We start from the raw sequence: 24,867 nt of genomic DNA, 5'->3' as shown, positions 1-24,867 counted from the left end.
ATGCTCAGTCAACTAAGGGAAATAGTTGAACACGTATCAAGAGTTGAAGATGTGTCGACGGCTCTTGATATTTTGGTGAAAGAGACATGCAGTGCGATGCAGACGGAATGTTGCACCGTGTATTTGGCAAATAATGATATGCAGCGCCTTGAGTTGATGGCAACTCAAGGCCTGATCTTCAAAGGCAATAGCATTCACATTGGTTTTGACGAAGGTCTGGTTGGCCTTGTTAAAAGAAGTGCTGAACCTATCAACCTTGCACAAGCATCTGCTCACCCTGCTTATAAGTTTTTTCCAGAGCTTGGAGAAAACGTCTATCACTCTTTTCTCGGTACTCCGATTATCCACCGCAAGCAAGTACTCGGTGTATTGGTCATTCAACAGAAGACTCCGCGTTTATTCAGTGAGATGGAAGAATCTTTCCTTGTCACGCTCTCAGCACAACTTGCCGTTATTGTGGCGCACGCCCAAACTCAAGGTCATTGGCTGTTAGAGCAACAGAAGCTACCTGCGACTAAAGGTATTGCAGCTTCATCGGGCGTGGCGATTGGTGATTTATGGTGGGACAACACCCAGCCTGAACTTACCGATGTTTATCCTGCTTCGACGCTCAATGTAGAGAGAGAGCATGAGTTGTTGGCGGTAGCGGTTGAAAATGCCCTCAATGACTTTAAGCGCATGCGAAAGCGCTTAGATAGCGAAATCAATAAAGACGCATTAGCGATCTTTGACCTGTTTACTCACTTACTCAACGATCCTATGTTGCGTAAGGATCTAAAGAGTCAAATTCAGAAAGGCGATAAAGCCGATTGGGCATTAAGACAAGTGGTTGAGAGCTATTCGAACCGCTTTGCTCGTATGTCTGATGTGTACCTTCGTGAGAGAGCACAAGACATCCGAGAGCTCGGACAAAGGTTGCTCTATTTCCTCCATAACTCTGAACATGAACTCCGCACATTAGATAAGCCGATTATTCTAGTGGTTCGTGAGTTAACCGCTTCGGTATTAGCGTCTATTCCAAAAGAAAAGCTATTAGCTGTTATTTCCTTGGAAGGGGCGGCGAACTCGCATGCAGCGATTTTGTCTCGAGCGCTTGGCATACCTTCAGTCATGGGGGTAAATCTCAATCTAGCTCAAGCTAATGGCAAGCGAGCGATTGTGGATGGGTATAGCGGTGAGATCTTTATTGAGCCGACTAAAAACCTGCTTAAAGAGTATCGAGGGCTGATTCTAGAAGAGAGTGAGCTCTCCTCTATGGTCAATCGCGAGCTATACCTACCGGCAAAAACGCAAGACGACAAGCAAGTAGAGATTCTACTTAATGCGGGTTTGAGTGCAGACACTAACATCGCCATCAACCAAGGTGTTGATGGAGTAGGGCTGTATCGAACTGAAATCTCTTTCTTGTTACAGCAAAGATTCCCGTCAGAGGATGAACAATTCAAGCAGTATCGTTCTGTGCTGGCAAGTTACCCTGAGAAACAAGTGGTGATGCGTACACTCGATATCGGTGGTGATAAGGCCTTACCTTATTTTCCTATCGAAGAGGACAATCCATTCCTTGGTTGGCGTGGTATTCGTTTTACGCTCGATCATCCAGATATCTTCATTATTCAACTGCGTGCCATGCTACGTGCGAGTTGTGAAAGCCATAACTTGAGCATTTTGCTGCCGATGATCTCTGGTGCTCAGGAATTGGATGACGCGCTACAACTGATTGAACAAGCGTATGACGAAGTGCATGAGCTTGATAACCGAGTGCGTATGCCTCGCGTTGGTATCATGATTGAAGTGCCATCCATGCTGTACATACTGCCGCTGATTGCGGATAAGGTCGACTTCGTTTCAGTCGGTACCAACGACTTAACCCAATATTTATTAGCGGTTGATCGGAACAATTCACGAGTATCCGATGTCTATGAATCAATGCACCCTGCGGTGATCATGGCATTAAAACAAATTCATGATACTTGTAAGCAATATCAATTACCTGTGTGTATTTGTGGCGAGTTAGCCGGTGACCCGATGGGCGCGCTGCTATTGATTGGATTGGGGTATGAGACGCTAAGTATGAATACCTCGAATGTCGCAAGAACCAAATATTTGATTCGTCAATCGAACTTGGCTGAATTACAGGATTTGGCAAATAAGGCACTTTCAAAACCGTATGGTAGTGACATCTATAGTATGATGCTGAACTATTTCGAAGAGCGTGAATTTACAGGCTTCATTCGAGCAGGTAAAAAATAGGATTTAACGTGTCATATGAACTAATAGGCTTGTTAGCAGGCCTTGGTGCTATTGTTGGTGTTTTAGCAGGCTTGCTAGGCATTGGTGGTGGTTTGCTGGTGGTTCCTGCCTTACTGTTTTTGCTTCCTAAAGCGGGTATCCCCCAAGAGTTTGCGATGCAAATGGCATTGGCTACTTCGCTATCAACCATCATTGTTACGTCGGGATCGTCTGCGATTAACCATTTAAAATTAGGTAACGTAGAGATATTTGTCGTTAAGTGGTTGATGCCGGGTGTCGTTATAGGCGGCTTCCTCGGTTCTTTCGTGGCCGATGTCATTCCAGCTCAATACTTACCAAAAGTCTTTGGTGTGATTGTTTTGGTATTGGCGTTGCAAATGCTGTTGTCGATTCGCTCTAAGAGCCAAAAGTCGATGCCGGGTTCAGCTAAAACCGTATTGTGTGGTGGCGGTATTGGTTTGGTATCAAGCTTGGCGGGCATTGGCGGTGGGTCTTTATCGGTGCCTTTCCTTAACCATCATGGTGTGGAAATGCGCAAAGCTGTGGGCTCATCTTCGGTATGCGGTTGTGTTATCGCGATTTCGGGAATGCTCGGTTTCATTTGGCATGGATCTTCTGTTGATGATCTTCCTGCGTATAGCTTAGGTTACGTTTATCTGCCGGCTTTGATCGCGATATCTTGTACCTCAGTTTTGACCACTCGAGTGGGGGCGAAACTGGCCACTCAATTGCCAACCTCTGTGCTGAAGAAATTCTTTGCGGTATTTTTAATGTTTATAGCAGCCACAATGCTGCTGTAGTGTCTTTTCTGTTAGCCATTGAGCTAACCGTTAATCAATTTAGATAGAGAGCCAAGTATGTCTCAGGGTTTTATCGAATTCCCAAATATCGATCCTGTTCTTATTGAACTAGGACCAATCTCAGTTCGTTGGTACGGCTTAATGTACCTTGTTGGTTTTATGTTTGCTCTTTGGTTAGCAAATCGTCGAGCTGATCAACCGGGCAGCGGTTGGACTCGAGAGCAAGTATCAGACTTACTGTTTGCTGGCTTTCTAGGTGTGGTGCTGGGTGGTCGTATTGGCTACGTACTTTTCTACAACTTTGACCTTTTCCTAGCAGATCCTCTTTATCTATTTAAGGTATGGACTGGCGGTATGTCTTTCCACGGTGGTTTGCTTGGTGTTATTACTGCCATGTTTTGGTATGCCAAAAAGAACAGTCGAACCTTCTTTGGTGTGGCAGACATGATTGCACCATTGGTGCCATTTGGTTTAGGCATGGGACGCTTAGGTAACTTCATGAACAGCGAGCTTTGGGGCCGTGTGACTGATGTGCCATGGGCTATTGTGTTCCCTAACGGTGGCCCACTTCCTCGTCACCCATCTCAACTTTACGAGATGGCGCTTGAAGGTATTGTGCTGTTCTTCATCTTGAACTGGTTTATCAAAAAGCCGCGTCCTCTTGGTTCTGTATCAGGGTTATTCCTAGCAGGATATGGTACATTCCGCTTCTTAGTAGAATACGTACGTGAACCTGACGCTCACCTAGGTTTGTTCGGTGGATTTATCTCTATGGGACAAATTTTGTCACTGCCAATGGTTATCATCGGTGTGCTGATGATGGTGTGGGCATACAAGCGTGGTCACTACAAAGACGAATTACCACAACAAACGAAGTAAGGAATTGGTGTGAAACAGTATTTAGATCTCTGTCAGCGTATCGTTGATGACGGTACTTGGATTGAAAATGAACGCACGGGCAAGCGCTGCCTAACCGTGATCAATGCTGACCTGGAATATGATGTTGGTAATAACCAGTTCCCTCTAGTAACAACGCGTAAGAGCTTTTGGAAGGCCGCGGTTGCTGAACTGCTTGGCTACATCCGTGGTTACGATAATGCTGAAGACTTCCGCAAACTAGGTACTAAGACTTGGGATGCGAATTCGAACTTGAACGAGGCATGGCTAAATAACCCTTACCGCAAGGGCGAAGACGATATGGGCCGTGTTTACGGCGTTCAAGGACGTGCATGGGCAAAACCTGATGGCGGTCATATCGACCAACTGAAGAAGATTGTTGATGATCTAACGAACGGTATTGATGACCGTGGTGAGATCTTAAACTTCTATAACCCAGGTGAGTTCCACATGGGATGTTTGCGTCCGTGTATGTACAGCCATCACTTCTCTCTACTTGGTGACACTCTGTACCTAAACAGTACTCAACGTTCTTGTGACGTGCCTTTAGGCCTGAACTTCAACATGGTTCAAGTGTATGTCTTCCTAGCTATTATGGCGCAAATCACGGGTAAGAAAGCTGGCGTGGCTTACCACAAGCTTGTGAATGCTCATATCTACGAAGATCAGCTGGCGCCAATGCGTGACATTCAGCTAAAGCGTGAGCCGTTAGCTGGCCCAACATTCCATATCAATCCTGAGATTAAGTCTCTAGAAGATTTGGAAACATGGGTAACGATGGATGACTTCTGGGTTGAAGGTTACGAATGCCACGAAGCGATTAAGTACCCGTTCTCGGTTTAATCTAATCTGCTTTGTTTGATTGAAAGGCTGCCATTGTGCAGCCTTTTTTATTTGTGATACTTGGCTTGCTTACTATTTATAAAACCAATAATCTTGTGGGGTCTTTTCTAACCACAGAACTGCTATGACTCGTTCGCATTGCTTCGTGTTGCAACATGACTTTCCTATTGCTTTCTACCCTGATAAAAATCAGTTGGTGATTGATGATGAGGCGATTCATCTAGAGCCATTACAAGCAAAGCTACTCAGCTATTTCATCGAAAATCGCGGGCAAGTGGTTAGCACTCAGCAGATAGCCTCTGATGTGTGGCAAAGAACTCAAGTGTCTGACAATCTGGTTAGGCAAGTCATCAGTTTATTGCGCAGTCAACTTCAGGATAAGTCACGTCCGTATCGCATTATTCAGACGATCCCTAAACAAGGTTACCAGTTCGATGTTGAGGTGACTCAGTCGAGCGTTAAACCAACTCCCGTTGAGGACGCCTCTCAACTTGAGCCTATTGTTGCTAAGTCGAAAAAGAAAACCATCGCCCTGATTACAACCGCAGTATTCTCTATTGGCTTAATAGCAGCTTGGGCATGGCAAACCGATGTCCCAGCTAATGACACTGCTGTTATTTCTGCTCATCAAAGTGATGTAATTCCTGTTTATATTCATGACATAACACTCGATTCTGCGAACGATTATGAGATGTCAGAAAGCGTTTATAACTATCTTTTCTACGGGCTGAATTCGGCAAAAAACTTATCGGGTTACCACTTTTCTCAGCTATCGCATCAGGGCAAGCAATCACTGACCAACAATGGTGTTGAACTCAAAGGTTGGCTCAAACAAAAGGACAGTGATTATGTGTTGAGCGTGCTTGTACAAAACAATCGCCAACCGAATCAAAGTCAGAAAGTGGAAAAGCGCTTTAGCCAAGATAATTTCTTTGATGCCATTGGGGATGTTATTCTCGAGGTCAAAGCCATTATTGCTCCAATGAGCTCCGAATACGGCGTGGCAAGTCATCGAGTGACCTCTATTGATAACTACGATGATTGGAGTGTTATCTCTGAGGGGATATCGTTGTTCTACCAAGGTAAAGGTGGTCAGCCATTTGAGGAAATAGCACTTCAGTTGGATACGATTCAACAACAAGGGCGAGATAATTATCCGGTCAATGCCTTGCTGTCGTATTCGGAATCTTTGGCTTATTTACAAAATCATGAACAAGAAGACCGCGAACATGCACTGCAACTGGCAAAGCAAGCCTTCGAGATGAACCCACGTTGTGACATCGCTAATCTTACCTTGGGGCTAGCCTTGTTAATCAATCAACATGCTAATCAAGCGTTCCCTTATCTATCCTATGCTGCCGAAAGTACGCCGAGCCCAATCAGCTTTTATCTACTGAGTGTGGCTGATAAGCTGTCGGACAACCCAAAAGGTTCGCAATACAACTATCAACGTTATACCGAAGTAAAAAAAGAGAATGACGGTCAACTGTTTGATCTTATTGAATCTTTATAAAAAACAAACCTTTCCTAAATGCCTAATATCCCTTCTAAGTGAAGGTGTGAGTGAGCGCTGATAGTTCCGGTATTCCCGCAAGGTTTCCCTGTGCCGACAGGCTTCTTAACATGTTTGATTATTGTTTGGACTCAGGCTCGATTGCCTTGCATCAAGCGTAAAAACACCGAATTCCACATACTGTTCACCAAATAATTCACTATTTGGGGTACATACATGTTGAAGAAGTTTGCTTTTCAGATCATTCCAATTCAGATCTTCTTATTTGTCTTTTGGTTTAAAAATGGCTTTATCGATAAAGTGATGGGCGTACTACTTGGCTTCATTTCGCCGGATACCGCATATGCGGGAGACACCTGGGCTGGCTGGAAAGGTTATATTGTCGGCACTTGGGACAAGAGCCAAGTCGGTCATGCTTTACTTAGCCCAACGTTCGACTTTATGTTTCCGATTCTGATTGCGTTGCAATGTGTTCCATTTTTACTGGTTATTCGCTCTGTATTTGCAGGTGAGTTCATGGTCGGGAAAGACCGTCCGTGGTTACTTTATGCTGCATTTTCTTCTTTGTTTGTGACTGCTTGTATGGCTTTCACTCAAACCATCACTGGCGCAAGCGATGGACAGTATCTATGGCAATTTATCGGTTTTGGCATGGTTGCGATCATGTACCTGCGTAATGAGCAGGGTAAGTAGGGTAGCTAGATACGAGTGCACGAGATGCGAGATACGAAGATCTAAGAATAGAAACGAGTAAATGAGATTAGGAATACGAAAAACATACCTAGGTTTGAGTCGGCGATATACCAAGTACGACTATCACAGTTCGTGTTTTTCGTTACTCGCTTACCCGTATCTCTAATCTGCTTCTGGCCCTTCGCTACTCGCATCTGCTGTGCAGAAAAGAAAAAGCCCACAACCTAGGTTGCGGGCTTTGCTATAAGCGATGTTTGTTTTGCTATTAAGCAGTCAGAGCTAACACTGTACCAGGCAGTACAAGGAATACCGCAACAAGGTAGCCTGCTACTACAGATTTGTTCTTCACAGCCATATCCGAAATCATGTCAGCCGCTTTAACTGGAAGTTCACGTAGGAACGGGATTCCGAAGATGAATACCGTTGCCATGATGTTGAACACCAAGTGTACTAGAGCAATTTGTAGTGCGAATACTGCGAACTCACCAGATACTGCTGTTGCTGCAAGTAGAGCGGTAATACATGTACCGATGTTTGCTCCCAGAGTGAATGGGTAAACGTCACGTACTTTAAGAACACCTGAACCTACTAGCGGAACCATCAAGCTTGTTGTCGTAGAAGAAGACTGAACAAGGATAGTAACGATAGAGCCAGAAGCGATACCGTGGATAGGGCCACGACCGATTGCGTTCTTTAGAATCTCACGAGCACGACCAACCATTAGGCTCTTCATTAGCTTACCCATTACTGTTATGGCTACGAAGATAGTCGCAATACCTAGAACGATAAGCATGATGCCGCCAACAGTGTCGCCAAATGTTGATAGAGGCTCTTTAATCGCACTGACTACTGGCTTAGTGATTGGCTTGATGAAGTTAAGACCACCCATGCTCATATCACCTGTTGCTAGCATTGGTGATACTAACCAGTGAGAAATCTTCTCTAGAATACCAAACGCCATCTCTAGTGGTAGGAAGATAGCAACGGCTAATAGGTTAAAGAAGTCGTGAATTGTCGCACTTGCGAATGCACGCTTGAACTCTTCTTTACAACGAACGTGACCAAGGCTAACTAGCGTATTGGTTACCGTAGTACCAATGTTCGCACCCATGATCATTGGGATTGCTAGCTCAACAGGTAAACCACCGGCCACAAGGCCAACGATAATTGAAGTAACTGTACTAGATGACTGAATCAGCGCTGTTGCTACTAAACCAATCATTAAGCCTGCAACTGGGTGTGAAGCAAATTCAAAAAGAACCTTTGCTTGCTCGCCTGTTGCCCATTTGAAGCCTGTACCAACCATTGAAACTGAAAGTAATAGTAGGTAAAGCATGAATGCCAAGTTAGCCCAGCGTAGCCAACGAGTAGTGCTCGAGATAGGCGCTGCTGCAGTAGTAGCTTGGTTCATAATGTATTCTCCATTGGACCGTTTAAGTCTGTGTTTGGTCTGTTTGTTTAATCTGAGCGTGATGTTAGAGAACAAATATTTCAGTAATATTACATTTTGGTTTAGGTTGGTTTTTTTTGTGATGATTTACTGTTTAAATATTTTGACAGTAAATATTGTCATTTTAACTAATTGTTTTTGTTTGGTTTTATGTGATTTGTAACTTGGTGATTTAGATCTTAAAAGTTGGAGAAAAATTGAAAATATTCACTGAAATATTACATTATGAAATCAGACACTTCGTAAAAATAGGTAGTAATACTTAGTTAGGTTTGGTTTTTCCGAGTTTATTGAGTGGCGGTGTCATATTTGATATAAAAGGCTATCTACTCTTTTATTACGGCACATCTATGTCGCACCTCAACTATAACCATCTGTATTACTTCTGGATGGTTTGCAAGCAAGGCTCAGTTACTAAAGCTGCAGAAGCCCTATTCTTAACACCACAAACTGTAACGGGGCAGATAAAAGCCTTAGAAGAGCGCATGGATGGCAAGTTGACCAAGCGTAATGGCCGCAGTGTTGAGCCTACAGAGCTTGGACAGCTGGTCTTTAAATATGCCGATCGTATGTTTGGCCTGAGTTACGAGATGCTGGATATCGTGAATTACAGCCAGCACTCCAATATTTTGTTTGATGTTGGCGTTGCAGATGCACTCTCTAAAAGGCTCGTCAGTAAGATACTGATGTCGACCATTCCCCCTGATAACAGCATTCATTTACGCTGTTTTGAATCGACCCATGAAATGTTACTTGAGCAACTCTCACAACATAAACTCGATATGATCTTGTCTGACTGTCCGGTGGACTCTAGTCAAAGCCCGGGTCTGTTTAGTAAAAAATTGGGTGAGAGTGGAATGAGCTTTTTTAGTTCAGGTCAGGTTGAAGGTGTTAACTTCCCCGCAGTATTAGAACAAAGAAAGCTTTTGATCCCAGGAAGCCGAACTTCGATGGGACGTAAAGTACTGCAATGGTTCGATAGACAAGGACTTAAACCTGATATTTTGGGGGAGTTTGATGACGCGGCATTGATGAAGGCTTTTGCTCGTTATCACGATGACGCAATATTCTTAGCGCCGACGCTTTATATGTCTGAAGTTGAGGAAGATACGTCACTGCAATTATTGTGTGGTATTGAAGAGTTAAAGGAGGAGTACTACGTCATATTTGCTGAGAGGATGATCCAACATCCAGCAGTAAAAAACGTATGCGACGCAGATTTTAGCAAATTGTTCGAGTGAGGCGGTTTGTTAATGAATTGATATCGATTATCATAACGCCACCATATGCCGGAAATACTGATAGCCCGTAGTTGGCGTAAAGGTTGTAGGGAGCCAAACTATGAACTTAAAAGAGATGGAGAAGAACTCAGCGCAAGCTGTGATTCTACTCAAAGCCATGGCCAACGAGCGTCGCTTACAGATCTTGTGCCTATTACATGGTACTGAGCTGTCGGTTGGGGAGTTGTGTGGCAAGTTGGAACTGAGTCAGTCTGCTTTATCTCAACATCTTGCTTGGTTGAGAAGAGATGGTTTGGTCGAAACTCGCAAAGAAGCTCAAACCGTGTATTACACATTGAGCAGCGAAGAAGTCAAAGCGATGATTAATCTACTGCATGGTATTTACTGTAAGTAGCTAATTGCTGGTGGGAGGGGGATTTCTTATCAGCGATGGAATGACACAAGGAAGTGTCAGTATTTCATGTCGAACGTTAAAATCTATCTATCTACGTACCAATTTGCTTCTCTCTTTATTTTCCTGATTGTTTTTTATCTATCTGCTTAATTGTCTATCGGTAAGTAAAATGGCTGTTAGCACGTAAAATAAAAGCGTTACTCAAAATTTAGATATAAAAAAACCGGCCTAGGCCGGTTTTTTTCGTTTTGCGTTGTAATCAAATTTCTATTAAAGAGCTTTGATTGCAGCAGCGAAACGAGACTTATGACGTGCAGCTTTATTCTTATGAATAAGGCCTTTAGTCGCCATACGGTCAAGAAGTGGTGTAACTTCTACAAGAGCAGCAGTTGCAGCTTCTTTATCACCAGCTGCAATAGCTGCGATAGTCTTTTTCATGTAAGTGCGCATCATAGAACGACGGCTAGCATTGTGCTGGCGACGTTTCTCAGCTTGGATAGCGCGCTTCTTAGCAGATTTACTGTTTGCCAAGGGTCTAACTCCCAAAAACTTAGTTCGGTGACAATTTAAGGGCGAGGACTATCCCTCATTAGCGCTTAATTGTCAAATGATTTGTGCAAAAACCAATCGTAGCCAAACAAACTTTGGTATGGAAAGGTCATCGCGGTTAAGATGGCGGGGATTCTAACAGCATTTTTAGACCAATGCTAATAAATATGCTTCTTAGGATAGGATAGTATTTATCCTCGCTTGAAAGTAATCAACCAGTGTCAGAGGTTTCTGTGAGTAAACGACTATTAAAGTCAGGCCTGATTGTCAGTGCTATGACTTTTGTTTCCCGTGTGTTGGGGCTAGTACGTGATGTAGTAGTAGCAAATTTGATGGGGGCTGGAGCGAGTGCTGATGTATTCTTCTTCGCTAATAAAATTCCTAATTTCTTACGTCGACTTTTTGCAGAAGGTGCGTTTTCTCAAGCGTTTGTTCCTGTATTAACGGAATATCACGCAGCAGGTGATAAAGATAAGACTCGAGATTTAATTGCCAAAGTATCGGGTACGCTCGGAGTTTTAGTGTCTATCGTCACCGTTATCGGGGTATTGGGCTCTGGCGTGATCACCGCGATGTTTGGTGCGGGTTGGTTTATCGACTGGCTAAATGATGGCCCATCAGCGCCAAAATTTGAGCTAGCGAGCTTTATGCTCAAGATTACCTTTCCTTATTTGTGGTTTATCACCTTCGTAGCTTTATCTGGGGCCATTCTTAATACATTAGGTAAGTTTGCGGTCTCTTCTTTTACTCCAGTGTTCTTGAACGTGATGATCATTGCTTGTGCTTGGTTTCTTGCTCCTAATTTAGAACAACCTGAAATTGGTTTATCCATCGGCGTTTTTCTTGGAGGCTTAGTTCAATTCCTGTTCCAAATGCCTTTCCTGATTAAAGCGGGTGTATTGGTTAAGCCTAAATGGGGTTGGAGAGATCCGGGCGTGGTTAAGATCCGCACGTTAATGATCCCTGCTTTGTTTGGTGTGTCAGTGAGTCAAATCAACTTGTTGTTCGATACCTTTATTGCCAGCTTTTTAGCGACGGGCTCTATCAGTTGGCTGTATTACTCGGACAGATTATTGGAATTTCCACTTGGTTTGTTTGGTATTGCCATTGCGACCGTGATTCTTCCTGCTTTGTCTCGTAAACACGTAGACGCTCAAGGGGAAGGGTTCGCACATACCATGGACTGGGGTGTGCGCATGGTTTTGCTGCTTGGTATTCCTGCGATGTTAGGTCTTATCGTTTTAGCTAAACCAATGCTGATGGTGCTATTCATGCGCGGTGAGTTTTCTCCACATGATGTACAGCAGGCATCGATGTCATTAGTAGCTTACGCGTCAGGCTTGCTTAACTTCATGTTGATTAAAGTTTTAGCCCCGGGCTATTACTCTCGCCAAGATACCAAAACACCGGTTAAGTACGGCATTATCGCAATGGTGACCAATATGGTGTTTAACGCGATCTTTGCTTATTTCTATGGTTATGTGGGTTTGGCTATTGCGACGGCGCTGTCTGCCTTTGTGAATATGGCACTGCTATATCGCGGCTTACACCTTGCTGGCGTCTACAAACTAACAAAGACGACTTTGTTGTTCTGCGCGAAGTTAATTGTCTCTGGCGGTGTGATGGTTGCGGCTATTTTGTGGCAGCTAGATAATATGCAACAGTGGCTTGAATGGAGCTTTAGTCAGAGAGCGCTGATGCTAACAGGCTTGATTGGACTTGGTGGCTTTGTTTATATTGTTTCGGTACTGGTTTTAGGTATCCGAGTAAAACATTTAAAAGCAGCGACAGATTAATACTGATTAGTATATAATCCGTCGGTTTCACACAATAAATGATGCAAATAACAGGTTTTAGCTGATCATAATGGAACTGATCCGAGGTATACACAATATTAAAGCGCAGCATCATGGCTGTGTATTAACCATAGGTAACTTCGATGGTGTTCATTTAGGACATCAAGAGGTTCTGAGTCAGGTTTCTAAACAAGCTGCAGCATTAGGGCTACCTTCTGTTGTTATGACGTTTGAACCGCAGCCTATGGAGCTGTTTGCCCGAGATAGAGCGCCAGCACGTTTAACTCGCTTACGAGACAAATACGTGCAACTGAGTAAGCTAGATATCAGTCGCTTATTGTGTGTCAATTTTAATCAGTATTTTGCAAGTTTATCCGCAGAAGCATTCATTAAAGATCTTTTGGTTGATAAGCTTGGTGTGAAGTTCTTGGTGGTTGGTGACGATTTTTGCTTTGGTAAAGGTCGCACTGGTAATTTCGCTATGCTCAAAGAGGCGGGCGAGAAGTACGGTTTTGAGGTGGTAAGCACCCAAAGCTATTGCTTAAACCAATTACGAGTAAGTAGTACTGAGATACGAAATGCGTTAGCGGTCGATGACTTGGCTGCAAGTGCTACCATGCTAGGGCGTGATTACAGTATTAGTGGTCGAGTGTCCCATGGTCGAAAACTAGGGAGAACTATCGGTTTCCCTACCGCTAATATTCCATTAAAGCGTTGTGTTTCTCCTGTATCGGGAGTGTATGTTGTTGAAGCTTTGGATATCGATGGTGTTCCTGTCGGTGGCGTTGCTAATATTGGACAACGACCAACAGTTAATGGGGTAAGGCAGCAATTAGAAGTGCACTTTTTTGACTTTAAAGCCAATTTATATGGTAAACAGTTAGAAGTACGACTTTTGCACAAACTGCGCGACGAGATAAAATTTGAATCGTTCGACGCACTAAAGAATCAAATAGAATTGGATGCTGAAGCCGCAAGGGTGTGGCTGCTTCAGCTAAAGAATTAATCGGATGATTCCACCGATTAACATAATGTCTAACTTCGCCCAATATAACGGAATTAAGAATCGATGAGTGATTATAAAGATACCCTGAACTTACCAGAAACAGGGTTCCCAATGCGCGGCAATCTGGCAAATCGTGAGCCAGAAATGCTGAAGCGTTGGTACAAAGAAGATCTTTACGGCGAAATCCGTAAGGCAAAGAAAGGTAAAAAATCTTTCGTACTGCATGATGGCCCTCCATACGCGAACGGCGACATTCACATTGGCCACGCGCTGAATAAGATTCTTAAAGACATTATTATCAAATCTAAGACCCTTTCTGGTTTTGATGCACCGTACATCCCTGGTTGGGACTGTCACGGTCTTCCGATCGAGTTAATGGTTGAGAAGAAGAAAGGTAAGCCTGGTCAGAAGATTTCGGCTGCTGAATTCCGCGAAGAGTGTCGTAAGTACGCTGCGGGTCAAGTTGAAGGTCAGAAAGAGAGCTTCAAACGTCTTGGTATCATGGGCGAGTGGGACAAACCTTACCGCACTATGGATTTTGGCACTGAAGCGAACATCATTCGTTCTCTAGGTAAAATCGCAGACAAAGGTCACCTTCTTAAAGGTTTCAAACCAGTTCACTGGTGTACTGACTGTGGTTCTGCTCTGGCTGAAGCTGAAGTTGAATATAAAGATAAAGTTTCTCCATCTATTGATGTGAAATTTACTGCAGCTGACGAAGCGGCACTTCTAGAGAAATTTACTCTAGCTGAAGGTCATGCGGGTCAAGGCGAAATTTCAATCGTTATCTGGACGACAACACCATGGACTCTGCCGGCGAACCGCGCAGTATGTCTACGTGATGATCTTGAATACGTGCTTATCCAAGTTGAAGCGAATGGCGACCTGCCTGCTCAACGTATCGTTGTTGCTTCTGAATTAGCAAAAGACGTAATGGACCGTGCAGGTATCGAGCATTTCCATAACCTTGGTTTTGCTACAGGTGCTGATCTTGAGCTTTCTCAGTTCAACCACCCGTTCTACGATTTTACTGTTCCTGCTGTTCTTGGTGACCACGTGACAACGGATTCAGGTACTGGTGTGGTTCACACTGCGCCTGGCCACGGTCAAGAGGATTTCGTGGTTGGTAAGAAGTACAACCTAGAAATCGCTAACCCAGTTGGTTCAAACGGCGTTTACCTGCCAGATACTGAGCTATTTGCTGGTCAGCATGTATTCAAAGCGAACGACTCTGTTTTAGAAGTTCTAAAAGAGAAAGGTGCACTTCTGCATCACCACGCATACGAGCACAGCTACCCACACTGTTGGAGACACAAAACTCCAATCATCTTCCGTGCAACACCACAATGGTTCATCTCTATGGATCAAGCTGGCCTACGTGCAAAAGCACTAGAGTCAATCAAGAGTGTTGAGTGGTTGCCTGAATGGGGTCAAAGCCGTATCGAAGGTATGGTTGAAGGTCGCCCTGAGTGGTGTATCTCTCGTCAACGTACTTGGGGTGTGCCAATTGCTCTGTTTGTTCATAAAGAAACAGCAGAACTTCACCCAGAAAGCCCAGCGCTTATTGAAAAAGTTGCGAAGCTAGTTGAAGAGAAAGGCATTCAAGCTTGGTGGGATGTAGACGCTGCTGAACTTATGGGCGCAGAAGACGCTGATAAGTACGAAAAAGTAATGGATACGCTAGACGTATGGTTCGACTCAGGTGTTACGCACTTCTCTGTTGTTGATTCTCGCGAAGAGTACAACTTCCCGAACGAAGAGCGCACTCACAGTGCTGATCTTTACCTTGAAGGTTCAGACCAACACCGTGGCTGGTTCCAGTCTTCTCTAATTTCATCTATCGCGATGAAAGACGAAGCACCATACAAGCAAGTACTAACACACGGTTTCGTGGTGGATGGTAACGGCCGTAAGATGTCGAAATCTATCGGTAACGTTGTTGCACCTAAAGATGTAACCAACAAGCTAGGTGCAGATATCCTGCGTCTATGGGTTGCTTCTACAGACTACACAGGTGAAGTTGCGGTTTCTGATGAAATCCTGAAGCGTTCAGCGGATGCTTACCGTCGTATTCGTAACACGGCTCGTTTCTTCCTAGCGAACTTGAACGGTTTCAACCCTGAAACTGACCTAGTACCTGCTGAAGAGATGGTTGCACTTGATCGCTGGGCTGTTGGCCGTGCTCAAGCTGCACAAGAAGAGATTGTTAAAGCATACGGCGAGTACAATACTCACGGTGTGACTCAACGTCTAATGCAGTTCTGTTCTATCGAAATGGGTTCTTTCTACCTAGACGTAATTAAAGACCGTCAGTACACAGCGAAGCAGGGCAGCCATGCTCAACGTAGCTGTCAGACTGCGCTTTACTACATCGTAGAAGCTCTCGTTCGTTGGATGGCACCTATCATGTCGTTCACTGCAGATGAAATCTGGAATGAAATGCCGGGTGAGCGCGACACGTTCGTATTCACAGGTGAGTGGTTCGAAGGTCTATTTGGTCTTGCTGAAGGCGAAGAGCTAAGCAACGAATTCTGGACTGAAATCCAATCTGTTCGTGGCGCAGTGAATAAGCTTCTTGAAGATGCTCGTAAAGAGAAAACGATCGGTGGTGCACTGCAAGCTGAAGTTACTCTATACGCTGACGACGCACTAGCGGCGAAAATCAACAAGCTAGAAGATGAACTACGTTTCGTACTTATCACTTCTGCAGCTGTTGTTAAGCCACTGAGCGAGAAGTCTGATGCAGCGCAAGCGACAGACGTTGCTGGTCTATTCGTTGAAGTTGCAGCTACTGAAGCTGAGAAGTGTGATCGTTGCTGGCACCACACTCCAGATGTAGGCACTATCGAAGGTCACGAGAAAGTTTGTGGTCGTTGTGTGTCGAACATCGACGGTGAAGGCGAAGTGCGTAAGTTCGCATAACGACTCAGAGAAAGACTGAACTTTTTGTAAAAATCATAGCCCCAGTATCAACTGGGGTTATTTTTAGTTATAGGAAATGTGTTTAACCAAGTCGGTAATCAAAGCCACTTAAGGTGACTAACAATGAATATCAACTTCGTAAATACTAGGAATTGAAATGAGTGAAGTTTCGTTAAAACAATCTGGTGTACGTTGGTTATGGCTGGCTCTATTGGTCTTCTTGGCTGATATCGGCATTAAACTCTTTGTCATGGACAATATGGGTTATGGCTGGGCAAACCGTATTGAGGTGCTGCCATTCTTTAACTTTCTGTATGTGCATAACTACGGTGCAGCGTTTAGCTTCTTGAGTGATCAAAGTGGTTGGCAGCGTTGGTTATTTACGGGTATCGCCTTTGCGGTAACAGGCATGCTGACGTACTGGATGAGCAAACTACCAGCAGCAGAGAAGTGGAATAACATTGCTTATGCGATCATCATTGGTGGCGCAGTAGGTAATGTGTTTGACCGAGTCGTACATGGCTTTGTTGTCGATTACTTAGACTTCTACTGGGGCACTTACCACTGGCCTGCATTTAACTTAGCGGATATGGGAATCTGTATCGGTGCTGCGATGATCATCTTAGATGGTTTCCGTAAGAAAGACGAAAGCAAATAGCTTGCCTCAAAGTCAGTCTATGACTCACAGAATAGAATAGCCCTAAGCGCTGTCGGTTGATTCCGACGGCGCTTTTTTTTATGCTGCAAGTAATATGAGAGCGAAGCAAATTGCGTTTTCAAATAATAAAGAAATCTAAGGAAAGTAACGTGGCAGCAATTAAAAATGATTCAGCAGTAACTCTACATTTTACGATTAAAATGAAGGATGGTTCAGTTGCCGATAGTACGGAAAATATGGGCAAACCAGCAAAGTTCGTCATGGGCGATGGCAGCCTAAGTGAGAACTTTGAAGCGTGCTTACTCGGACTTGAAGCTGGAACTGAAAAGTCTATCGAACTGAAAGCAGAAGACGCGTTTGGTATGCCAAACCCTGATCATATTCACTATATGGATCGTGCTAAGTTTGTTGGCGATTCTGAAGTTGAAGTGGGCACTATCATGGCATTCTCTGGTCCTGACGGTATGGAAATCCCAGGGATTATTACTGACATCGCAGGTGATTCAGTGACGGTTGATTTTAACCACCCACTTGCTGGTCAAGACGTTACGTTTGACGTCAACATCTTAGCGGTAGAATAACTATCTTAACGTTAGAATAGCTGTCTTCACGCTAGAACAAGATAGCCTTACAGCTGTGATGTCACCCAGAGCTTCACTGTCTAGGCGCTTCACTGTAGAATGCGAACCTCGCTGACGGCGAACTCTATAGAAACAACCTTAGTACCGCGGTAAATGATGAGCAATGAAATGAAAATAATGTTAGCTAACCCTCGTGGCTTTTGTGCCGGTGTCGATCGTGCGATCAGCATCGTAGAGCGTGCACTCGAAATGTATCAGCCACCGATCTATGTTCGCCATGAAGTGGTACACAACCGCTTTGTTGTTGAGGGGCTCAAACAGCGTGGTGCTATTTTTGTCGAAGAACTGAGTGAAGTACCAGACGACAACATCGTGATCTTCTCGGCTCACGGTGTTTCTCAAGCGGTTCGTAAAGAAGCGAAAGAGCGTGAGTTAACGGTATTCGATGCGACGTGTCCTTTGGTGACTAAAGTTCATATGGAGGTTGCTCGTGCGAGCCGCAAACATATGGAAGTAGTACTGATTGGCCACGCGGGTCACCCTGAAGTGGAAGGCACTATGGGTCAGTACGCGAGCCAAACTGGTGGTATGTACTTGGTTGAAAGACCAGAGGACGTACAGAATCTAGTGGTGAACGATCCGAGTAACCTGCACTATGTTAGCCAAACTACCTTGTCTGTTGATGAAACGGCAGATGTAATTGAAGAGTTGCGTCGTGTATTCCCTGAGATTCAAGGCCCTCGTAAAGACGACATCTGTTATGCGACTCAAAACCGTCAAGATGCCGTGCGTGAGATGGCGAATGACGTTGATGTAGTGATTGTTGTTGGTTCTAAGAACTCATCTAACTCAACTCGCCTAAAAGAGCTGGCTGAGAAGCTAGGCACGCCAGGCTACCTAACTGACTGTCCTGAAGACATTCAAACCGAGTGGGTTGAAGGCAAAAAGAAAATCGGTGTAACAGCCGGTGCTTCTGCTCCTGAAGAGTTAGTAAACCAAATCTTAGATCGTATTCGTGAGCTGGGTGCTACCGAGGTTGAAGAGATTCAAGGTCGTGAAGAGAACATGTTCTTCGAAGTGCCGAAAGAGCTGCAGATTAAGCAAGTCGACTAATCGCTATTGATTGGTGACAAGATCGATTCGCAAACACTATCGATTTGTAAACACTATCGATTTGCAAACAGTAAAAAGCCAACGTTGATACGTTGGCTTTTTTGATCGTACTTTGGAACAAGGCGTCGAACTTCTAACTCGTTACTGGAGACCGAGTTGCTCTTTTAAAGTCTTTAAGTAACGACGGCTAACAGGGACTTCAAAGCCAGTAAGGGTAATGATCTCCGCTAATCCATTCTCTAGCAGTTTGATCTCTTGGATCGATTTTATGTTGATCAAATATTGGCGATGACAGCGGATCAAATCGGTTTTTTCTTCCAAGATCTTTAGCGTTAACTGTGAGGTCGCGGTTTGCGATGAGCTACGAACATGCACACCACTGATATCGGAATAGGCGCACTCGACCGTTTGGCTTGCCATTATCACAATGCGGTTATGACCAATACACGGAATCTGCTCTAAGTGGCAGGGAGCAATCGCTGAGATGTTCTGTTCTGGTGCTTTCTGGTTTTGTTTGATGACTTTATTTAGACGACAAACGCTCTTGTTTAATCGACAAGGCTCGACTGGCTTAAGTAGGTAATCAAATGCGTTATCTTCAAAGGCTTGAATCGCATATTGGTCGTAGGCGGTAACGAATACCACGTAAGGCATGGTGTCTGGGTCAAGCATGCTTAACAGTTCAATCCCGGTAACCTGCGGCATTTGGATATCCAAATACACGACATCAGGCTTGAGTAGATTGATCTGTTTCAGTCCTTCGATCGCGTTACTCGCTTGGCCAATGATTTCCACTTCACCGGTTTCGGTTAGCAGCTCAATCAGTTCTTCGCGAGCAAAAAGCTCATCATCGACAACTAATGCCTTTAACATCCTACAATCTTCATCTTGGTTCTATCCCTGCTTGATTCACGCTTATCTTTTAAATGTCTGCTTCTAATTGTTTCAACTCGGAGCGATTTGTCTCCGAAAATACCATTATTTTAGTATAGGTATGATAAAGCTCATTCGAGTAAATTGCTGTGGCTGAGATTCTATTTTTAGTGCTGAATCTTGTCCAAAGAAATTAGTGAGTCGTTTGTCAACAATTTCCATACCTAATCCTACGTGATCTTGAGATGGCTTCTGATAATTACCCGCGTTGTCTTCAACGGTTAACTTGAATCCACCCTCGAAAGCTTCGCTATAGATCTTCACTTTGCCGCCTTCCAACATGTTTGAAATCCCATGTTTGATGGCGTTTTCTACCAGCGGTTGCAGGGTAAAGCTCGGCAATTGAGATTCATACAACTGCGGGGCGATATCCCATTCCACTTCTAGTCGATCGGTAAAGCGTGCTTTCTCTATGGTCAGGTAAGCGTTGACGTGTGCCAGCTCGTCTTTGAGCTTCACGGTGTTGATGTTCTGCTTTAGGTTGCTTCTAAAGAAGTGAGATAGGTGCTGAATCAACTCTCGAGCTTTATCTGGGTCACGGCGTGTTACTGCGCTGATGGTGTTAAGCGCATTGAACAAGAAGTGTGGGTTAACCTGAGCGTGCAGCAGCTTGATTTCCGCTTGTGTCAGTAGCGTCTGTTGTTGCTGATAGTTGCTAAATAGGATCTGGCTCGATAATAGCTGAGCGATACCTTCACCCATCGACATATTGATGGTCGAGAATAGTTTTAGCTTTGGCTCATACAGTTTAATGGTGCCGACCACTTCGTTACCCGCGCGGAGTGGAATAATCAGAGCTGAGCCCAATTTACAATCCTGCGACAAGGAGCATTGGTATGGGTTCTCTTTACCATCAAGGTAGATGATGTCGTTCTGTTCCATCGAAGTGAGTGTGCTTTGTGATGAAATTGGGGTATTTGGAATATGGTGTTCATCACCAATGCCGACGAACGCGAGAATTTTTTCTCTGTCGGTAATCGCTACCGCACCAACATTGGTCTCTTCATAAACGATACGTACGATTTTTTGTGCGTTATCGGAATTGAACCCACCATGCAAAATACCTACCGAACGCTCTGCGATGGTTAATGCGCGGCGTGAGAAGGTAGCCGAGTATTTTTCGAAGATGGTTTTTCGGTCTTGGATGATGCTCATGAACAGCGCTGCACCGACCGAGTTAGCAATGATCATTGGCGCGGCAATATCGGAGACTAGCGCATAGGACTGCTCAAATGGTTTCGCGACCGCTAACAGAATCAGCATCTGAATAATCTCTGCAAACAAGGTAACAGAGAAAACCACCAATGGATTAAACAGCTGGCTCGCTTTGTTCTTTCTGACGAGATAAACGTGCAATAGGCCGCCAATCAAGCCTTCAGCTGTGGTGGAAATAGCACAAGCCAAGTCTGTGAATCCGCCTAATGAGTAACGGTGAATACCGCCAGTAAAGCCGACGGCAAAGCCAACGACAGGGCCGCCAAATAGACCACCCATGACCGCACCCATCGCGCGCGTATTGGCTATCGCGTCATTAATCTGCAGTCCAAAATAGGTGCCCATAATACAGAACAGAGAAAACAGAACATAACAGCTGACTTTATGACTTAAGCGTGAAGAGATGCTCAACAAAGGGAGAATCAGTGGAGTTTTACTTAGCATGTAAGCAATTACTAAGTAAACACAGGTTTGTTGCAGCAGAGAGAGAATGAGTTCCATATTTTCACCTATTGAGACGCTGGTTAAGTGTAAAGCTCATTGCGTGGTAACGGTAGCTTTGCTTGTGTTTTCGTTGGTTATATCGAGTGACGATTGCTTGTCAGGTGGAGATACCAATATTGATGTACTAATGCTGAGATACAGTAAAGCCCATCACAGAGGACGGGCTTTAGTCTTAATTTCCACGAATCACTGGGTGATTACGGGAGCAAGCGAAGTGTGTTTGGCTTGTTCTTTCGTCTCTCTATGAAGAGGTGTCTCTTGTTCTCAAGAGTCTGAAAGAACTAGGCGGTTTTGGTGACGCCTTTTGCTTCTTTTTCTTCTTCATCAGCAAGGTCGATATCGCCTTTGCCTTTTGAAATTTTGATAACGTAAGCCGCAATTCCGAATGCACTCACTACGCCGATGATTGTTGAAAGCTGCATTGGTAGACCGAAGCCCAGTTGGCTGTTGTTCAGGATGAATGTGATACATACAGATGTCATGAACACAGCTGGAACCGTTGTTACCCAGTGCAGTTTATTGTGACGAAGTAGGTAAGCTGAAGCTGTCCATAGCATCATGACTGCTGTTGATTGGTTAGCAAAACCGAAGTAGCGCCAGATGATGCCGAAGTCTACTTGAGTCAGGATGCCACCGATAACGAACAGTGGTAGAGCCATCAGTAGGCGGTTACGCAGTGTCTTCTGTTCCATGTTGAAGTATTCAGCAAGGATAAGACGGCTTGAACGGAACGCTGTATCACCAGAAGTGATAGGTAGGATAACCACGCCAAGGAAAGCAAGGATACCGCCAAATACACCCAGTAGGCCAAATGAAGCGCTGTATACCACGTTACCAGGGCCGCCGTTTGCAATCGCGTCAGACAAAGACTCAACTGAACCGAAGAATGACAGAGCAAGCGCACACCAGATTAGAGCGATGATGCCTTCACCAATCATTGCACCGTAGAATACGAAGCGACCATTTTTCTCGTTTTCCATGCAACGCGCCATTAGTGGAGACTGAGTTGCGTGGAAGCCAGAGATAGCACCACAAGCGATGGTGATGAATAGAGCTGGCCAAAGCGGTAGATCGTTAGGGTTCATGTTAGTGAACATGTCTTTCATCTCGAAGCCACCCATGATTTGGTGCTCGTCAGATAGACCAATCGCAGTGATTAGGCCAACAGACATAAAGATAAGCAGTGCACCGAACAGTGGGTAGAAGCGACCAATGATTTTATCGACAGGGACAATCGTTGCGATGATGTAGTAAGCAAAGATGATGACAACCATGGTGCTCGTAGACATTACGAAATCAGTTTGGTCGTTCACTAGGTTAGTGATCATGCCTGCAGGAGCAGATACGAATACCACACCAACTAGAAGCAGTAGAACAATGGCAAAGATGTTCATAAAGTGTTTTGCGCCATTGCCTAGGTAACGTCCAGTGATGGTTGGAACTGAAGCACCGCCGTTACGGATAGATAACATTCCTGAGAAATAGTCGTGTACCGCACCTGCGAAGATACAACCTAGCACGATCCAAAGCATCGCTGCCGGACCATAAAGGGCACCCATGATAGGGCCGAAGATTGGACCGACACCTGCAATGTTAAGCAGCTGAACTAGGTAAACCTTTGGCGTCGACATTGGAACGTAGTCCACGCCATCTTGCTTAGTGTGAGCGGGTGTTTGACGCTTTTCATTGATACCGAAAATTTTCTCGATAAAGGCACCGTAAATAAAGTAGCCACCAATGAGTGCTGCAACACAGGTAAGAAACCACATCATAATTTGTTATCCCTGAATGTATTAATTAAGTCAGGGTGTATATTAGAGGAGTGTATGAGAAGAAACTTCCGCTATGAGAGTGAGTGGTCGAATAGTCAATTAAGTGGTGTTATAACTGATTGAGTGGTTTGTTACGTTTGCAGAGCGGTTGGTTATTCATGTTGAGATGTGTCTTGCTTCTGGTAAGTGGTGATTTATCAGCTTTAAGCGGTAACCAATAGATATCAGTGGCAGATAACAGACATAAGTGGACATCAGCCAGTGTTCAGCGGAGAATCACCACAAATGCAACGCTTCGTCAGGAAGTGGCTAGGTAAATATAAAGGACTGAAATGAAAAAAATAATCGCACTATTCGCCGTGGCATTTAGCCTTGCAGGATGCAGCGCCAATGTTCAAGATTTAGCAGCTGAAGGCAATTGGCAAGAGATTGGCTATCGTGATGGTATCAAAGGCCACACTCAACGTTCGTATTCAGAGATGACTGAGCTTGGCGCAGTCGATCAAGCGAGTTACACAGAAGGTTACCACCTAGGTGTGGCTGAATATTGTAATCCGAACCATGCTTATCAGATTGGTTTATCTGGTCAGGTGTATGAAGGCGTGTGTTCTGGTACGGAAGACGCTCAACGTTTCCGTATGGAATGGCAACGTGGCTGGGATGAGTTCTCAAACGACTATTAAGCCTAAGCTAGCGATAAAAAATTAAAACTAAAAAAGACCAGTACCGCATGTGCACTGGTCTTTTTGTATGTAGCGATAGTAACAGTCAACAGCAGAAGCAGACTATTGATTATTCTCGACTGCTTTTCTCAAGAAGCCATTTTGCTTATCAAGCTGAGCCTTGGCCAATTCTAAATCTAGCCCTGTTAGAATCATCAAAATAGACAACTTCACATCGTAATCAGTCGTTTTAAGTGTCGAGACTGCCAGTGCTTTGTCGCACTCAGTTGCTTGGATAACGATACGAGCAGCGCGGGCAACCAACTTTTCATTGGTTGCTTTTACGTCGACCATCAGATTTTGGTAGCTTTTACCAATGCGAATCATGCTGGCAGTCGTCAGCATATTAAGCACCAGCTTTTGTGCTGTACCTGATTTGAGGCGTGTTGAACCAGTCAATGCTTCTGGGCCAACCACCGGGCTAATTGCGATTTGAGCGATTTCAGCAATTGGAGAGTCAGGGTTACAAGATAATGCAACGGTCACCGCGCCAAGTTGATTGGCATAGTTGAGTGCACCAATCACGTAAGGTGTGCGACCACTGGCAGCTATACCCACCACAACATCATTTTCTGAAAATTGAATCGCTTTCAGATCTTCAATACCGAGAGTTAGCGAGTCTTCTGCGCCTTCTTTAGCTTTTAAAATCGCCTCTGGTCCGCCAGCGATTAGGCCGATAACCATCTTGTCTGAGACGCCGAAAGTCGGCGGGCATTCTGATGCGTCTAACACACCTAATCGACCACTGGTGCCTGCGCCCATATAAATCAGTCGACCACCGTTTTGAAAGGCATGAGCAATTTTATCTACCGCTTTCGCGATCTGCGGCAGTTCCGCTTCAATCGCCAGTGGGACTTGTTTGTCTTGTTGGTTAATCTTTTCAACCACTTCGAGAGAGGTGAGCAGATCAATATCCATAGTATCAGGGTTTCTCCCCTCCGAAACGAGGTGCGAGAGCGCTGATATGAGAGCGTCGTTACTCATAATGATCCTTAAATGGTGATTCTAAAATGAT

At 44.5% G+C, this 24,867-nt stretch carries 22 protein-coding genes; 15 read left to right on the top strand and 7 right to left on the bottom strand.

Translation table 11 applies throughout. The features are described from left to right. The 6 genes from ptsP to ACED45_RS03145 all read left to right on the top strand — a co-directional run bounded on the left by ptsP (nucleotide 1) and on the right by ACED45_RS03145 (nucleotide 6,996). Nucleotides 1–2,250, top strand: coding sequence for a phosphoenolpyruvate--protein phosphotransferase (gene ptsP / locus ACED45_RS03170; RefSeq protein WP_019820560.1), 2,250 nt, complete (start codon nucleotides 1–3; stop codon nucleotides 2,248–2,250). 8 nt (nucleotides 2,251–2,258) lie between these two features. Then, nucleotides 2,259–3,050: a sulfite exporter TauE/SafE family protein gene (locus ACED45_RS03165; protein WP_048662681.1), complete on the top strand. Its 792-nt coding sequence runs from the start codon at nucleotides 2,259–2,261 to the stop codon at nucleotides 3,048–3,050. 57 nt (nucleotides 3,051–3,107) lie between these two features. Then, nucleotides 3,108–3,929, top strand: coding sequence for a prolipoprotein diacylglyceryl transferase (gene lgt / locus ACED45_RS03160; RefSeq protein ID WP_136985053.1), 822 nt, complete (start codon nucleotides 3,108–3,110; stop codon nucleotides 3,927–3,929). 9 nt (nucleotides 3,930–3,938) lie between these two features. Further along, a complete protein-coding gene (locus tag ACED45_RS03155; protein WP_017056122.1) occupies nucleotides 3,939–4,790 on the top strand; it encodes a thymidylate synthase in 852 nt (283 codons plus the stop codon). Between the two features lie 124 nt (nucleotides 4,791–4,914). Further along, nucleotides 4,915–6,303, top strand: coding sequence for a winged helix-turn-helix domain-containing protein (locus ACED45_RS03150; RefSeq protein ID WP_371713301.1), 1,389 nt, complete (start codon nucleotides 4,915–4,917; stop codon nucleotides 6,301–6,303). 216 nt (nucleotides 6,304–6,519) lie between these two features. Continuing rightward, nucleotides 6,520–6,996, top strand: a complete 477-nt coding sequence (locus ACED45_RS03145; RefSeq protein WP_146490558.1) for a hypothetical protein — start codon at nucleotides 6,520–6,522, stop codon at nucleotides 6,994–6,996. A 41-nt stretch (nucleotides 6,997–7,037) separates the two neighbouring features. Here the strand turns inward: ACED45_RS03145 and ACED45_RS03140 are convergent, their stop codons facing one another. Then, nucleotides 7,038–7,217: a hypothetical protein gene (locus ACED45_RS03140; RefSeq protein ID WP_371713300.1), complete on the bottom strand. Its 180-nt coding sequence runs from the start codon at nucleotides 7,215–7,217 to the stop codon at nucleotides 7,038–7,040. Nucleotides 7,218–7,261: 44 nt separating this feature from the next. After that, a complete protein-coding gene (locus tag ACED45_RS03135; RefSeq protein WP_048662115.1) occupies nucleotides 7,262–8,407 on the bottom strand; it encodes a Na/Pi symporter in 1,146 nt (381 codons plus the stop codon). A gap of 389 nt (nucleotides 8,408–8,796) precedes the next feature. On the opposite strand from ACED45_RS03135, the gene nhaR reads away from it, so the two are divergent. Together nhaR and ACED45_RS03125 are read left to right on the top strand one after the other, a co-directional pair. Beyond that, a complete protein-coding gene (gene nhaR / locus ACED45_RS03130; RefSeq protein WP_146490559.1) occupies nucleotides 8,797–9,687 on the top strand; it encodes a transcriptional activator NhaR in 891 nt (296 codons plus the stop codon). Nucleotides 9,688–9,787: 100 nt separating this feature from the next. After that, nucleotides 9,788–10,081, top strand: coding sequence for an ArsR/SmtB family transcription factor (locus tag ACED45_RS03125; protein WP_004735028.1), 294 nt, complete (start codon nucleotides 9,788–9,790; stop codon nucleotides 10,079–10,081). A 270-nt stretch (nucleotides 10,082–10,351) separates the two neighbouring features. Here ACED45_RS03125 and rpsT read toward each other — a convergent pair whose 3' ends face one another. Then, the gene (gene rpsT, locus ACED45_RS03120; RefSeq protein ID WP_004739529.1) at nucleotides 10,352–10,612 is read right to left on the bottom strand and encodes a 30S ribosomal protein S20; all 261 of its coding nucleotides are present in this window, start codon (nucleotides 10,610–10,612) and stop codon (nucleotides 10,352–10,354) included. 251 nt (nucleotides 10,613–10,863) lie between these two features. Between rpsT and murJ the strand changes: the two genes are divergently transcribed. The 6 genes from murJ to ispH all read left to right on the top strand — a co-directional run bounded on the left by murJ (nucleotide 10,864) and on the right by ispH (nucleotide 18,706). Continuing rightward, nucleotides 10,864–12,426, top strand: coding sequence for a murein biosynthesis integral membrane protein MurJ (gene murJ, locus ACED45_RS03115; protein ID WP_146490560.1), 1,563 nt, complete (start codon nucleotides 10,864–10,866; stop codon nucleotides 12,424–12,426). 70 nt (nucleotides 12,427–12,496) lie between these two features. Further along, nucleotides 12,497–13,432, top strand: a complete 936-nt coding sequence (gene ribF, locus ACED45_RS03110; RefSeq protein WP_017062867.1) for a bifunctional riboflavin kinase/FAD synthetase — start codon at nucleotides 12,497–12,499, stop codon at nucleotides 13,430–13,432. A 63-nt stretch (nucleotides 13,433–13,495) separates the two neighbouring features. Next, nucleotides 13,496–16,354 (top strand): isoleucine--tRNA ligase, encoded by a 2,859-nt coding sequence (gene ileS / locus ACED45_RS03105; RefSeq protein WP_371713299.1) that lies wholly within the window; start codon nucleotides 13,496–13,498, stop codon nucleotides 16,352–16,354. A 157-nt stretch (nucleotides 16,355–16,511) separates the two neighbouring features. Then, nucleotides 16,512–17,012, top strand: a complete 501-nt coding sequence (lspA, locus tag ACED45_RS03100; protein ID WP_004735054.1) for a signal peptidase II — start codon at nucleotides 16,512–16,514, stop codon at nucleotides 17,010–17,012. Between the two features lie 149 nt (nucleotides 17,013–17,161). Further along, complete coding sequence (fkpB, locus tag ACED45_RS03095) at nucleotides 17,162–17,593, top strand: FKBP-type peptidyl-prolyl cis-trans isomerase (RefSeq protein ID WP_102321451.1); 432 nt, start codon at nucleotides 17,162–17,164, stop codon at nucleotides 17,591–17,593. Nucleotides 17,594–17,749: 156 nt separating this feature from the next. Further along, nucleotides 17,750–18,706: a 4-hydroxy-3-methylbut-2-enyl diphosphate reductase gene (ispH, locus tag ACED45_RS03090; RefSeq protein ID WP_146490579.1), complete on the top strand. Its 957-nt coding sequence runs from the start codon at nucleotides 17,750–17,752 to the stop codon at nucleotides 18,704–18,706. A gap of 141 nt (nucleotides 18,707–18,847) precedes the next feature. On the opposite strand, the gene btsR is transcribed toward ispH, so the two are convergent. From btsR to ACED45_RS03075, 3 genes are all read right to left on the bottom strand, one after another. Then, nucleotides 18,848–19,579, bottom strand: coding sequence for a two-component system response regulator BtsR (btsR, locus tag ACED45_RS03085; protein WP_017106772.1), 732 nt, complete (start codon nucleotides 19,577–19,579; stop codon nucleotides 18,848–18,850). 105 nt (nucleotides 19,580–19,684) lie between these two features. Beyond that, entirely contained in the window at nucleotides 19,685–21,355 is a 1,671-nt protein-coding gene (locus ACED45_RS03080) for a LytS/YhcK type 5TM receptor domain-containing protein (RefSeq protein ID WP_371713298.1), read from the bottom strand. A gap of 284 nt (nucleotides 21,356–21,639) precedes the next feature. Then, a complete protein-coding gene (locus ACED45_RS03075; RefSeq protein WP_371713297.1) occupies nucleotides 21,640–23,130 on the bottom strand; it encodes a carbon starvation CstA family protein in 1,491 nt (496 codons plus the stop codon). A 332-nt stretch (nucleotides 23,131–23,462) separates the two neighbouring features. Between ACED45_RS03075 and ACED45_RS03070 the strand changes: the two genes are divergently transcribed. Next, on the top strand, nucleotides 23,463–23,813 hold the full coding sequence (locus tag ACED45_RS03070) for a DUF2799 domain-containing protein (protein WP_146490564.1): 351 nt from the start codon (nucleotides 23,463–23,465) through the stop codon (nucleotides 23,811–23,813). 102 nt (nucleotides 23,814–23,915) lie between these two features. On the opposite strand, the gene murQ is transcribed toward ACED45_RS03070, so the two are convergent. After that, the gene (gene murQ, locus ACED45_RS03065; RefSeq protein ID WP_048658073.1) at nucleotides 23,916–24,836 is read right to left on the bottom strand and encodes an N-acetylmuramic acid 6-phosphate etherase; all 921 of its coding nucleotides are present in this window, start codon (nucleotides 24,834–24,836) and stop codon (nucleotides 23,916–23,918) included. Nucleotides 24,837–24,867: the final 31 nt, after the last annotated feature.

It is taken from the genome of Vibrio crassostreae (assembly GCF_041439375.1).
Lineage (GTDB): Bacteria > Pseudomonadota > Gammaproteobacteria > Enterobacterales > Vibrionaceae > Vibrio > Vibrio crassostreae_D.
This window is presented reverse-complemented; position numbering and strand designations above follow the sequence as displayed.

Bases quoted from the DNA above. Each gene is read 5' to 3' on its own strand.
- ispH (WP_146490579.1), top strand. From the start codon at position 17,750: ATGAGCAATGAAATGAAAATAATGTTAGCTAACCCTCGTGGCTTTTGT.
- lspA (WP_004735054.1), top strand. From the start codon at position 16,512: ATGAGTGAAGTTTCGTTAAAACAATCTGGTGTACGTTGGTTATGGCTG.
- nhaR (WP_146490559.1), top strand. From the start codon at position 8,797: ATGTCGCACCTCAACTATAACCATCTGTATTACTTCTGGATGGTTTGC.
- ACED45_RS03145 (WP_146490558.1), top strand. From the start codon at position 6,520: ATGTTGAAGAAGTTTGCTTTTCAGATCATTCCAATTCAGATCTTCTTA.
- ileS (WP_371713299.1), top strand. From the start codon at position 13,496: ATGAGTGATTATAAAGATACCCTGAACTTACCAGAAACAGGGTTCCCA.
- ACED45_RS03150 (WP_371713301.1), top strand. From the start codon at position 4,915: ATGACTCGTTCGCATTGCTTCGTGTTGCAACATGACTTTCCTATTGCT.
- btsR (WP_017106772.1), bottom strand. From the start codon at position 19,579: ATGTTAAAGGCATTAGTTGTCGATGATGAGCTTTTTGCTCGCGAAGAA.
- ACED45_RS03135 (WP_048662115.1), bottom strand. From the start codon at position 8,407: ATGAACCAAGCTACTACTGCAGCAGCGCCTATCTCGAGCACTACTCGT.
- lgt (WP_136985053.1), top strand. From the start codon at position 3,108: ATGTCTCAGGGTTTTATCGAATTCCCAAATATCGATCCTGTTCTTATT.
- ptsP (WP_019820560.1), top strand. From the start codon at position 1: ATGCTCAGTCAACTAAGGGAAATAGTTGAACACGTATCAAGAGTTGAA.
- ribF (WP_017062867.1), top strand. From the start codon at position 12,497: ATGGAACTGATCCGAGGTATACACAATATTAAAGCGCAGCATCATGGC.
- ACED45_RS03075 (WP_371713297.1), bottom strand. From the start codon at position 23,130: ATGATGTGGTTTCTTACCTGTGTTGCAGCACTCATTGGTGGCTACTTT.
- ACED45_RS03125 (WP_004735028.1), top strand. From the start codon at position 9,788: ATGAACTTAAAAGAGATGGAGAAGAACTCAGCGCAAGCTGTGATTCTA.
- ACED45_RS03070 (WP_146490564.1), top strand. From the start codon at position 23,463: ATGAAAAAAATAATCGCACTATTCGCCGTGGCATTTAGCCTTGCAGGA.
- murQ (WP_048658073.1), bottom strand. From the start codon at position 24,836: ATGAGTAACGACGCTCTCATATCAGCGCTCTCGCACCTCGTTTCGGAG.
- ACED45_RS03080 (WP_371713298.1), bottom strand. From the start codon at position 21,355: ATGGAACTCATTCTCTCTCTGCTGCAACAAACCTGTGTTTACTTAGTA.